This is a genomic window from Moorena sp. SIO2C4 (genome assembly GCF_010672485.1).
GTDB classification, from domain to species: Bacteria; Cyanobacteriota; Cyanobacteriia; order Cyanobacteriales; family Coleofasciculaceae; genus Moorena; species Moorena producens.
The window spans coordinates 1-12,547 of sequence record NZ_JAAHGN010000085.1; the positions used below are offsets into that span (position 1 = coordinate 1).

Below are 12,547 nucleotides of genomic sequence, written 5' to 3' on the forward strand. Positions count from 1 at the left end.
TCCTGAAGGGCGGGGTTTTCACCCGCATCCGTTAGACAGTTAGACTTTTGAGGTTTTTATTCCTCGCGAAGTCCCCTACTCATACCCCTCTATTTTCTAGAGGCTCCTAGTAGGAACAAGCCGCACTAACTTCTGACTTGCGCGTAGTGCTATAACACAGGTCCTGGTCGTTGACTAGTAATTAGAGCGGCTTAGCCTAGAGCCATTCAACGTACAGCCGTTATGCCTAAAGCCATTCAACCTACAGCCAACGAACCTAACCAAATTCATAAATAAAAACAGTCTCTTGACCTATAGTCAACCTATTACTTGAATTGGACCGGTGGTACTGGCACTAAAGAATTGCTGCACTAGAGGATTATCTGTGGTATCTATCTCCCCAACGCTGCCAGACCACTGTACTTTGCCTTTGTAGAGGAAAACAACCCGGTCAGCGGTGCGGCGAATTGTACTCTCCTGATGGGTAACCATTAGGTAAGTACTACAAGCGTTTTCTTCCCGTTGTATCTGGCGCACTAAATCTTCAATCACTGTTGAGGCGATCGGGTCAAGTCCAGCGGTTGGTTCGTCGTAGAGTAACACCTCTGGGTTGTCCCTGGGATGATCAGGATTAGAAATGATAGCACGGGCAAAACTGACTCGTTTGCGCATACCTCCTGATAACTCAGCTGGGTAGCGGTCTCCAACACCAGATAACCCTACCATCTCCAGGCTTTGATTGACCAATTTCCTAATTCGATGATGTGGTAGTTTAGAATGCTGGTAAAGCAAGAAACCCACATTCTCTTCCACCGTCAGCGAGTCAAACAAAGCTGCCTGCTGAAATACCATACCAATGCCAATGGGGTCTTGAGCATCTTCTATTAAACCGGAGCGCCGTTGCCCTTTAACATAAACTTCACCAACATCAGCAGGTAGTAAGCCAGCAATAATCCGAAGAATTGTTGATTTGCCAGTTCCAGAAGGACCAATAATAACTAGGGCATCACCCTGATAAATTTTCAGATCCAACTGATTCAAAATGACATTGCTTCCAAAGGATTTGCTCACTCCCTTCAGTTCGATCAATGGTTCTGGCATCGGATATTTCTGACATTTTTCATTGTCTTCTCCATACAATGTATAACCTCTTCATCAAAAAGCACTACTTTTTGATAATCAGGAAATTCTCCTGTATGCAGGCGCACAGCCACTTGCCCTAACCCTTCACTAAAGAGAAGTTGCTTAAACAACAGGTTGTCTGTAAAGGACATAATGTGAGCAGCAATCGCGCACTCGCCTTCCCAGCCAAAGTCCACATCTAGTTTAACGTGATGCCTTTCATGAATACATCGGTAAATTAAGTTGACGTCCTTACCTAGTAGATCTGATTCATTATATTGGGCGCTGATTTTAACATTTCCTTGTTCAAAGTCAGCTTTGATGTCATTCAGACATAGATCTGGTCCTCTAAAGTAGGGTTGGTAGTCAACGTACTCAAAATTGACCCCTTGCAGTTCTACCTTTGCTAAGTCAATCACAAATTGACGAAACTCTCTAATTAAGGATAGAGGAGCTTCATAGGCTGGAGCTGTCATATAGCCCTTGGCTAATTCTTCAATTGTCATTATTATGATCTCCTCCTGTGCATAAATTACCTGCTAGGAATTTTTGTAGAACTTCTGCATTTACACTCTTATTAGAGGATAAGTGATATAGTCAACTTATTAATGGGGGGTGAACCCCCTGATAGGGTAAGTCCTATCTTGGCAACAAAGAGTTAAAGCTTCCGTGTTAAACTCGTAACACTTGGAAGCCAATTTTGGTTTCTTCTAAATTGTGATATTTCTTGACAATAAAGACGTCGCGACAACCACTTAAACAATCTTGAAGAATCAGCAAGATTTCAAAAAGCTTCCCGTGAATTTACTTAAAAGTTCTCTGGAATACTGCGGGAGCTTTACCTGATTTTTATTTCAGAGCCACCCTAGCTGGTTCTTTAAGCAATCTGACCCTGACAAGCGCTTTATTAATAATATCTGAATCATTCAAACCTCTTGAAGAAGCAGTTAAATTAACTCTTCCCGCTCCGGTCATCAGTAATAACACGTACATAGCTCATACTCACTCAATTTCGGTTACTTCACATTAATTCGTCCTAACAATCTATGCACCGAAAATCTAGCTGTTGATGCCATAATAACTATGTGCTTACGGCTAATCAACGATAGGATTGTCTATGGCTTGATAAATATCGCTTATTATTATTTATATCCAGAGAAAAGCCAATCTATAATCAGTGAATTTACGGAATATTATCTTGGTTTACAGGGAAAATGCCTAGTATTATCAATAGCTGTAAATGTTAAAGTTTACCCTTCTTACTTACGTGCTTGACCCTGATTAATTCCTTTTCTATTTCACCAGCTAGATGACAACCAATCGAGAATCAGTGAATTTACGGACTCTGGGTTTTCGTCATGAGGGCAGTGACCAGCGTTAGGAATTCCTACAAATTTTACGTCTTTACCCTGATCACTCTGCTTTTGGAAGATGGTAGCACCAGAAATCGGTGTCCAAGGGTCTTCCTCTCCCCAAAGAATGAGTAGAGGACTTTGTAACTTAGGTAAAAGTTCACTAGGTCCAGGACCAGGAGGAGCAGTAAGAACTGATGCAAATACCTTTTGAGCCCCGGGATCACAAGCAGGCTGGTAGATTAAGTCTACAAGTTCATCTGTAATGGCATCTGAATCACAGTAGACTTGACGAAGGGTGCTGCGGATGCGATTTTTCTGGCGGATACGGTTAAACAGGAACGGTCCAAAGGTTGCAGAGTTCACTAATCTGGTGAAAGCTCCCATCACCAACCGCAAAGGTAGATTTAGCTCTTCAGGGCGGTGATTGAGTCCACCAGCACAGTTAATTAAGACACCACCAGCAGCAATCTCAGGATAGTTTGTTACCACCATCAGACTTAACAGAGCACCAATGGAGTTACCGATAAATACGGTAGGTTCGTTGATGTAGGTATCCCAAAAGTCCTTTATTTGTTGTTGCCACAACTCTACGGTGTAGGACAAGGCAGGTTTATCAGAACCTCCAAATCCCAGCAGATCGATGGCAAACACTCGATAACCCCCTGCGGCTAGGACAGGAATATTCTTGCGCCAATGTCCAATGGATGCCCCAAAACCATGAACCAACAGTAGAGGCTTACCAGTCCCCATTACGGTGTATTCAATTTGGTGACCTTGCCAGTTCCAAACATGGTTTTCCGTCCTGTGGTAGGGTATTAGTTTTTGTGTAGACACAGCTTTTTGTTAACTTTAATTAACTTACTCATTTTAATATTACTAAACATTTAGGTACTAAGTTGATTATGGATGATAAATTAGTTATAATTAATCGTTATCTTTTAATACGATTAAACATGACCTAGCAATGATTGATCAGGTCAAGGCTTCAATTCTAGTAAACCCGGAGGAGGCGTAATCTCAATCCGACCATTTTCGAGATCGACCACTGGTGCGATCGCTTTTACAAAGGGAATCAGTACCGTTGCTGGCTGTGGTTCCTTCTTACCTTTGGCTTGGCGTTTCTTGCTAGTTCGAGTGGGTGGTGGAGTTTCCGGCTGGGTTGGGGGCGGTTGCACTGAAGATAGCAATTTGACTTTCAAAAGGTCATTACCCGCTGGGATCACATCTACGACTACCCCCACAGCTTCACCGGTGAGTTGATTAAAGACTTCAAGGTCAATCAAGTCTAAGATGTGATACTCATCTTCCTCTAACTCTGGGCGATCGCTGGTTGGTACCAACAGTTGATAACCGCGCAACGCCTCTGCCTGATCCCGGTTGTCTACCCCTTTGAGCTGCACAACATATAACGCTTTACCAGGGACAAAACGCCCCCAGAGTAATTCTACAGGTTGGGGTGGATTATCCCCTGGTGGTTTTAACCAGCGCTGTCCTGGCTCCTCAAACCTTTCGGGAAAGTCAGAACTTGGATAGACTCGCAACTCTCCTTTTAACCCATGGGGGGAAACAATTCTACCGATTTCTAGCCAGTCTTCATTGGTCATTTGAGCATTTTTAGGTAAGTGAAGTAAGCACTAAGGGCAAGGTAGTACCATCATCCCTAAAGAGACCCGAGAGCGTGGATAGCGCGGACCTGTCATTTAATTTTATCCTGATTACCGGCATTTTGATCAGAAAAAATACTATAAAACACACCCTAAATGATCAGGATAGTAGTATATAAAAAAAATCCAATTAAATCGTAATTTTAGTCATTTTATATTGAACAAGATCTTGCTTGTTATTTTTAACTATACAATTACTCGTTTTTGGGGTTTTAATAATAACTAACTAATGAAACTAGATAAATTATAAATAGTTTGTGAACTATAACCTATACAGTATGCCGACACTAACAGGGCTTGTGGGCTTCTGGATTTTGAAAACTGGTTTATAGACGTTATAGATACTAACAGTCTAATCAGGGTTACTTCAATCAAGGCAATTGGCCATTAGCTCAGCTTCGAGAGCTTAATGACTTTGTGCAAGTAATTGAGATTGTCCAGCTTCTCCTGATGCTGCTCGGCAATGGCACCGGACTAGGACAATTGTCTAGATTTGACCAAATCTCAATCCTTCCTCTTATCTTTGACGACATCGTAAAGCTGATTTAAACTGAATTATTCATTTATCATCCTAATAATTTCAATACCAAATGGTTAGCTATTTGTCAAATTTTTTATACATTCTCGGAGAAAGAAAACTCAGACTAATCCCTCTTCTGTTATTAATCTTACTAACCTCCCTCCTGGATACTGTAGGTATTGGACTTGTCGGGCCATTTATGGGGTTAGCTACTAACCCAACTTTGATTGAACTAAATTCTCGGCTGCATTGGGTTTATGTCAAGTTAGGTTTAACTTCTGAAGTTCAGTTTATTGCCTTGCTAGGTTTAATTATTATTGTTGCCTTCTGGACTAAATCCTTATTAAGTTTCCAAGCTCAAAAATATATCTTTAAATTTAGCTTTACTCAATACGGTGAACTATCCTCAAATTTGCTCCATGCCTACTTGGTAGCACCTTACACATTTCATATTAGGAAAAATACGGCTTTTTTAATCAACACGGTCTTGGAAGAATCTGGAGTTTTTAGTGTCAAATTCATGATTCCTTTCCTAAAAACCGTAGCCAGTTTTATTATTATATTGTTTTTAGTTATTTTACTAATAATAACCGATCCGATCGCAACAATTACTCTAGCCTTGATTTTACTAATACCCTTGGGTATTATCTACCAATTTAAAGACAAAATTTCCGAATGGGGAAAAAAGGTATCTCAATCTAAGGAGGAAATGATTCGCATCATCAATCATAGCCTTGGAGGATTAAAAGAAACACGCATCATTGGTTGCGAATCTTACTTTGAAAGGCAAATGAGTGATCAAGTCGATCAACTGGTTAATGGCATGACATCATTTCATACTTTCCAAGCTTTGCCTCGCATTATAATTGAAGCAATTTTAGTGACATTTTTAGTAGCTTTTGTATCTATAGTCTTAGTCTTTAACCTTGGGACAGAAAATATTATCGAAGTTTTAGGTATTTTCGCTTTGGCTTCCGTGCGCATGATTCCAGCATTTAGTCATTTAACATCTAATATTGCTTTGATGCGAAACGCCAGCTATTCGATTAATAAAATATACTTGGATTTAAAAGAGTTAGAAGACATTGAAGTAGAGGAAATTTTTGAACCTAAATATTTATCAGATTTATCTCCCCTATCCAAGCCTAATACTCCCTCAGAGCAATTCAGTAATTTTGCAAAGTCTATTGACGTTAATAGAAGTCTATCACACCAGGATAATCAGATCGAAATTGATAGAATTACCTACCGATATCCCAAAGTTTTAGACCCTACTATTATGAACATATCCTTGACTATCAACAAAGGTCAATCTATTGCTTTAGTCGGTAAATCAGGCTCAGGTAAGACAACATTAGTTGATGTAATTTTAGGTCTCTTAGCACCTGAAAGTGGTGAGATTAGGTACAAAGGTAAATCCATATATAAGAATCTGCGTTCCTGGCAAAATTTAATTGGCTACATCCCACAGTCGATTTTTCTCATAGATGACACAATCGAAGGAAATATTGCCTTTGGTGTTCCAAAGCATTTGATTGATCGAGAACGATTAGATCAGGCTATCCAATCTGCTCAACTTGCGGAGTTTGTTGACCAATTACCTGAGGGAGTTAAATCTGTTGTTGGTGAACGGGGAGTGCGTTTATCTGGTGGTCAACGGCAGCGGATAGGAATTGCTCGCGCACTTTACCATCAGAGGGAAATTTTAGTCCTAGATGAGGCGACTTCTGCACTAGATAATGAAACTGAACACTTGGTTAATGAAGCAATTAAATCTTTGAATGGCACTAAAACGATGATTATTATTGCTCACCGTCTCTCTACTATTGAACATTGTGATTGTATCTATTTACTCGATCAAGGTCGTTTAGTGAAGTCAGGTACTTATCAAGACATCATTTTAAATTAACAAAGCCTTAATTTTTGAATTGGAAAAGAGCAGGAGCAGGTTAGTTATAGCAATTCTATCTCCCATGAGGTACAAACAGATCGGGTGCATCTCATATTTGTAAATGTTGCGTAGGGTGCGTTAGGGGGGCTCGCCGTCATTTTCAGCCTCGTAGCCAGCCTTGGGAAAGTCTGCCCCGTAACGCACCACGGGGTCAAACACCAAAAATGAGATGCACCCAACAGATCCCCCTAAATCCCCCTTAAAAAGGGGGACTTCAGCTGCAATATCAAACCTGCTCCTAAATGACTAGCTTACTTTTACCAAAACTAAATTATCTTCTTCCTTTGTTTCATAGCTTTTCAATGGTTTGTCTGCAGGTCCTTTCGTTACTTTGCCATCTAAATCAAATTTAGAACCGTGGCAAGGACAGGCAAATATCTTGTCCTCTTGCTTCCAATCCACGCTACAACCTTGGTGAGTACACCTAGGGTTCACGGCAACAAGACTATTGTTGCTCAGATTACGCACGACTAGAATATCTGCTATCTTGTCGCTAATTTTGCCTTTTTCTTCTAACTCCTGCACTGTGCCAACGGCTTTAAATCCATCCTCTCGCACCGACTTATCAATATTAGCAGTTTTCTTTTCTGTTGCTTTTGGCGGACTTTTATCAGGACTACAGGCGGCTAATGCTACTGGTAGATAAGTAGCCAATGCACCAACACCAAACCAGCCCATAAATTCACGACGATCCATAGTATCCCTCTATGTGGAAAACGATTTATTTTAATAATAAACCATAATCAAAAATTAATTATATTATCTCTCAAACCAATAATTTTTAATCGAAAATATGACCAGCTAACTTAGGTTGATAATCTCTTCCTAATTAGTTGGTATTATGCATTTTTAGTTAGTTTTAATTAATTTTAATTATCTTTAGCCATAACTGGTTGCTTTTTACTCAACTGTTTCACTAGATTTTCACTAGATTTAGAGAGCAACCAACGGTTATGTCTGGTAGCGGCAGCTGCTACAAATAATAAGTCTAAACCAACGAGGGTCCCGACAATTAATTCTGAGCCACCAGTGCTAAATCCATAACTGTGTAAACCAGTCCCGAGAACAAAGTTAACGCCATACCAAGCCATCAACACAGCATTAAAACAAACTACACTAATGACTGCCATCCCAAAGTCTGCTAACCATCCTACCAGACGACCATGTAAGGGGACTATGTAACACATTAGGGCAATCAACGCCCAGGTTTCTTTGGGGTCCCAACCCCAGAAGCGACCCCAGGAGAAGTGAGCCCATATCCCACCGAGAATAATGCCAGTAGTGAGCAGTAAAACACCAATTTGTAGGACTCGATAGTTAAATTTTGATAGGTGGGAAATTCGTTGAAAGGATTGGGGAGCAAGTAGATAATGTCCTAGAATAATATGTCCTAATCCCATCGCTAAGGCAAAACTAGCATAGCTGAGGGTAATGGTGGGAACGTGGATACTGAGCCAGAAGTTGTCCCGTAGTACTGGTACAAGGGGGGCAATACTTGGATCTAGGACGGCTGGAAGACTGTCTGCTAGAAGAAGACAAAGGATTGATAAAGGAGCAGCGGCTAACAGATAGTATTTTGCTCGGTAGATTAGCTCAAATACTAGGGCGATGGCGGCAATCCCAAATCCAACCCACACTACGGATTCATACATATTGGTGACTGGGGGACGTCCGGCAATTTCCATGCGGGTGATAAATCCGTAGCCTTGGATGAAAAGACCTGTCAGGAAAATTCCTACTGCACCTGAGTAGAGGTCGAATTGTTTGAAGGATAATCCTAATAACAGGACTAGTAATGCGATCGCATAAATTTTCCAGGCTTTACTAAAGGGGCGAAAACTAGAGAAGTTAACTTCCCGTTGCAGCACGGAATCCTTGGGGTAAATTTCAGGGCTAAGAGCGGCTAACTCCTGATGTAGTGTTTCCGCAACTTGCCCAACCTCAAGAGTAGTCAGTAGGGGGTCTAAACGATAGGCTTGTTTGAGTGTTTGGTAACTTTGCTGTAGAGGGGTAATTTGTTCATTGGTGTAATACTGTTGCGATTGAAGTATGCTTACCCAAGTGCCTTTACTATCGCTGGGATGGGGAACTAGGGGTAGCGTATCAGTACCTACCGTGCGTAACATTAATGCTAGTCTGTCTTCTATGGTGAGGGCTTCTCGTTCGTCTCTGGTCAGCTCAATGTTGTCGGCTTGTTTTTGATTGGCTTCCAGAACGATGGCACCTAGGTTGGAACTGACTAATTCTCGGAAGGAGAAGTATTTTCGTTCTAGGTCAAGACCAATTTTTTCTTTGAGGGGGCGGTAGGTCAGTAGAATGAAGGGTTCTTGGTTCCAGTCTCGGTTATTAAACCATAGGGATAGGTAGGTTTGGAGATAGTTGAGGGTTTGATTGTTTTCTAGGCGGTAGTTAGTTGAACCGTGGATTTTGGCTACGGTTTCTCGGGCTACGGTGTCTAAGGGTTTTTTGCGCCCATCAAGTTGGACAGCTAGGGTTTGTAAGGGGTCTAGGGGTGATGGTTGGAGTTGGGTTGGAGGTATGATTAGGATTACGATTCCGAGACAGAGTCCGATCAGGAGTTGGAGTGGTTTCATCAGAACACAGAAGTAAAAGCTAATCTGAACTAGAACAAAGTATGTTAGGGGGAATGATAATACAAGGGAACTCCGGACTCCTCTGGCTGGCGGCGCAGTTTTTTAGCTACCCCTCGACCATAGAACATGATGGTGATCCCACTGATTACTAGACCAGAGCCTGTCCAAGTTAAGGCAGTTACCCAGGCTGGTTCTCGCTTGATTTGTAGGGTTGATTGTTTTAAGTCACCGGGATTCCAGGAAGCTTGGGCTATTTTCCAGCCTTGATACCAGGTGGGATGGTTCATCCAAACGTTGCGGTGGGAGATGACATGGTGATCTCGGTCTTCGATCCTGATTTTGCTAGTCCACATGGCAACGGAATCACTGCCTTCATTGCGTTCAACGATGAAGTCTTCTAATGCGATCGCAAACGGCAGTTGCAAGAGTTTGGGACTAAAGGCAGCAAAGATTTCTCCTGTTGGTTCGTTAATCGTAGTCGGTTCGCCCCAGGGTAACCAGGTTTGGGTTCCGGTTTCGGTGCTGACTAATAAGGCTGGTACTCCCTTAGCGCTTGGGTCAAATACAGGTATGACCTCACGATTGATTTTGCCATGGGGAATATACTCGTCTAGGGTAATTTGGAAATCTGCCCAACCGGGACTGACAGCTTTTCCAACCTCTAAAGTCCCAGATTTAAATCCTTTCGAGGAATGGGCAGCGTAGAATAGCTGACCTGATTGAGTGACGATTACCCGGAAATAATCCTCTGATTCCTGGGGTTGAATGTTATAGCTAATCTCAATTCCTTCTAGGGGTTTTCCTGATACAACTGAACGAATTGGCGGAAAGTTTTCCTTTCCAAACACAAACCAGCGTTCAACCCCTTCTGGTGTGGATACCTCCAACTGTACTGCGGGATTTCTCAGTTGTTGGGAGGCCGTGGTCGGTTGGTTGTTGGCGTCTAGTCGGAAATCCGGCCAAAAATCGATTACTTTGACTGAGGAGTCTGGGGCTTGGGATGACAGAGCTTGTTTTATATCGATAATCTCTGTATCTATCTTGTCTGTTTCTTTTGACGTTACCTCGATGCTACCCCAAGGACTCAGGTTTTGTTGTTCAGGAGGGGATAGCAGAGATTTTCCTTTTCCTGTCGCTACCGTTTCGACCTGAATGATTTCTAATTCAGCTGGCCCAATCCCTACTTTGCTATAGGCTACTGGGGCTACAGCTAAATAGCGCTCTAGGGTTTGCCCCATGCGATCGCTTTTCAAGCGTAATCGCACAGCTGGATTATCTACTGCTAGATTATCTGCCGTTGCCCCTTCCGTAAAACTGACTGTTTTGATGGTATTGTCGCTGTAGCCTACCAAAGACAGTTTACCAATTTGCTTGGGGATGACTGAACCATCTGGCTTGATCAATACATCAGTCTGCTGCAACTGTGATGATGGTGTCATCACTTCCAACAATTCCCCTTCAACCCGAATCTGATTGCTCGAAGCCATATCGGTGCGCAAAGGTAACATGCCCTCTACACCTAAGTGGATTACAGCCGCTGAACCAGCGATAATTACGATGATACCAAGATGGGTCAAAGCAAAGCCGATTTTACGCGCACCTCGCCAGGGGTAGCGATACAGAGCTGAGACCGCTAGGTTGAGGGCTAGTAGGAACATTAAGGCCCCAAACCACGGACTTTTGTAAATCTCTTGTTGCACGGTAGTTGACCCGACCTGAGATTCGTAAAACGTCGCCCCAATTAAGATAGCGACAATCATACTAAGTAAAGGGACAGCTAGTTTAATCGAGCCAATAAATTTTAAGGTATGCTCAAGCATATAGCAATCCTAGGTTATTTGTGAACATACTGGTCAAGATTGGTAGCACACAAAATGGTTCAGTAACTATAAGGTAATCAGGAATAGTTTTTACCCAACATTTAGTACTTCTATCTATATAATACACCCTGGTATAAAACAATTTTATCAACACAAGCTTTTTCCTAAATTATGGTTTTTTTCGCTTTTTTAAAACTAAGCGATCGCTTTTACCAAAACGCCTTAACGTCATAACTCTCTACCATTAATTTAAATTAATACTGTATTAATTTATACATTTATTATTTTGTAACCATTCAGCCGTCAGCTGTCAGCCGTCAGCTGTCAGCCGTCAGCTTATTTTATTCAAAAGCTATAGTTATTGTAGGGTGGGCAAATGACATAATTCCTGATTAAATTGTGATTGGCTTGGTATTTGCCCACCCTACTACTGAGAGCTGATAGCTGAGAGCTGATAGCTGAGAGCTGATAGCTGAGAGCTGATAGCTGAGACCTGAATGCTTACAGCATTTTTTTAATCTTAAAGGTGTACTAAATTAGTCTACTAATAGTCTACTAAATTAAACATTACTCAACTATTCCGTAAACGCGATCGCTAACATCAGACTTCGATACTGGCCATATTAGCGTCTGTATACAATCTCCCATCTGTAAGGAATTGTCACTAACACCAGACCGAATCCAGATCACGTTTGAGGTTATCTATGCTGTTGTACACTAGTCCATCTAGCCAACTTACCACAACCAATCCTGAGGAACTACTGAAGCGATATGCTAGGGGAGAACGGGATTTTCGGGGCATAAATCTGAGTGAGCAAATGTTGAGTTGGGTAGATCTTGAGGGGATAAATCTCAGTGCTGCTCAGCTTTATGTATCTATCTTAGAAGGCGTTAACCTTACCGAAGCGAACCTTACTAGAGCTAACCTCAGTTGGATAGACTTAACTGCAGCTACTTTAATCAAGGCAAATTTGACTGAAACTAACTTACACAAAGCCGATTTGCGTGAAGCAGATTTGAGTGGTGCTAACCTTCAGGGAGCAGATTTGAGTGGTGCTAACCTTCAGGGAGCAGATTTAAGTGGTGCTAACCTTAGTGGTGCGGACTTAACTAGTGCAGTCATGTCTCGTAGTTTTGATATCGGTATCTTAAAAGCAGCTTTCTAGACAGATATTATTTAAGGTTGAAGGGTTGTTCGCGTAGCGTGGCCAAAGGCCAAGGTTGAAGGGTTGTTCGCGTAGCGTGGCCAAAGGCCAAGGTTGTTCGCGTAGCGTGGCCAAAGGCCAAGGTTGAAGGCTTGAAGGTGGTTTGGTTGAAGGTTGTTCGCGTAGCGTGGCCAAAGGCCAAGGTTGTTCGCGTAGCGTGGCCAAAGGCCAAGGTTGTTCGCGTAGCGTGGCCAAAGGCCAAGGTTGAAGGCTTGAAGCTTTAAAGTTGGTTTGTTTAAGCTTTAATAAGCTGTAACTTTCTAACCTGTAACTTTCTAACCTGTAACTTTCTAACCTGTAACTTTCTAACCTGTAACTTTCTAACCTGTAACTTTCA

10 protein-coding genes are annotated in these 12,547 nt (G+C 42.0%); 2 read left to right on the forward strand and 8 right to left on the reverse strand.

Annotated features, from left to right (window positions below):
- Nucleotides 1–297 precede the first annotated feature (297 nt).
- The 4 genes from F6K20_RS07235 to rimM form a co-directional block, all read right to left on the reverse strand.
- Entirely contained in the window at nucleotides 298–1,080 is a 783-nt protein-coding gene (locus F6K20_RS07235; RefSeq protein ID WP_008189402.1) for an ABC transporter ATP-binding protein, read from the reverse strand.
- Complete coding sequence (locus tag F6K20_RS07240) at nucleotides 1,065–1,607, reverse strand: hypothetical protein (protein ID WP_008189401.1); 543 nt, start codon at nucleotides 1,605–1,607, stop codon at nucleotides 1,065–1,067. The genes F6K20_RS07235 and F6K20_RS07240 overlap by 16 nt, the downstream gene beginning before the upstream one ends.
- 792 nt (nucleotides 1,608–2,399) lie before the next feature.
- The gene (locus tag F6K20_RS07245; RefSeq protein WP_044495152.1) at nucleotides 2,400–3,290 is read right to left on the reverse strand and encodes an alpha/beta fold hydrolase; all 891 of its coding nucleotides are present in this window, start codon (nucleotides 3,288–3,290) and stop codon (nucleotides 2,400–2,402) included.
- Between the two features lie 143 nt (nucleotides 3,291–3,433).
- Nucleotides 3,434–4,060, reverse strand: a complete 627-nt coding sequence (rimM, locus tag F6K20_RS07250) for a ribosome maturation factor RimM (RefSeq protein WP_008189395.1) — start codon at nucleotides 4,058–4,060, stop codon at nucleotides 3,434–3,436.
- 662 nt (nucleotides 4,061–4,722) lie between these two features.
- Here rimM and F6K20_RS07255 point away from each other — a divergent pair.
- The gene (locus F6K20_RS07255; RefSeq protein ID WP_229414747.1) at nucleotides 4,723–6,549 is read left to right on the forward strand and encodes an ABC transporter ATP-binding protein; all 1,827 of its coding nucleotides are present in this window, start codon (nucleotides 4,723–4,725) and stop codon (nucleotides 6,547–6,549) included.
- Nucleotides 6,550–6,837: 288 nt separating this feature from the next.
- Here F6K20_RS07255 and F6K20_RS07260 read toward each other — a convergent pair whose 3' ends face one another.
- The 3 genes from F6K20_RS07260 to F6K20_RS07270 all read right to left on the reverse strand — a co-directional run bounded on the left by F6K20_RS07260 (nucleotide 6,838) and on the right by F6K20_RS07270 (nucleotide 11,005).
- The gene (locus F6K20_RS07260) at nucleotides 6,838–7,287 is read right to left on the reverse strand and encodes a QcrA and Rieske domain-containing protein (protein WP_287294246.1); all 450 of its coding nucleotides are present in this window, start codon (nucleotides 7,285–7,287) and stop codon (nucleotides 6,838–6,840) included.
- Nucleotides 7,288–7,460: 173 nt separating this feature from the next.
- Nucleotides 7,461–9,185, reverse strand: a complete 1,725-nt coding sequence (locus F6K20_RS07265) for a cytochrome c biogenesis protein (RefSeq protein ID WP_287294247.1) — start codon at nucleotides 9,183–9,185, stop codon at nucleotides 7,461–7,463.
- A gap of 44 nt (nucleotides 9,186–9,229) precedes the next feature.
- The gene (locus F6K20_RS07270) at nucleotides 9,230–11,005 is read right to left on the reverse strand and encodes a cytochrome c biogenesis ResB family protein (RefSeq protein WP_287253890.1); all 1,776 of its coding nucleotides are present in this window, start codon (nucleotides 11,003–11,005) and stop codon (nucleotides 9,230–9,232) included.
- Between the two features lie 704 nt (nucleotides 11,006–11,709).
- Between F6K20_RS07270 and F6K20_RS07275 the strand changes: the two genes are divergently transcribed.
- Nucleotides 11,710–12,171 (forward strand): pentapeptide repeat-containing protein, encoded by a 462-nt coding sequence (locus F6K20_RS07275; protein WP_008189384.1) that lies wholly within the window; start codon nucleotides 11,710–11,712, stop codon nucleotides 12,169–12,171.
- Here the strand turns inward: F6K20_RS07275 and F6K20_RS07280 are convergent.
- The coding region (locus F6K20_RS07280) for a hypothetical protein (protein WP_287294249.1) at nucleotides 12,154–12,547 on the reverse strand (394 nt) is incomplete at its 5' end. The two genes, F6K20_RS07275 and F6K20_RS07280, sit on opposite strands and share 18 nt — an antisense overlap.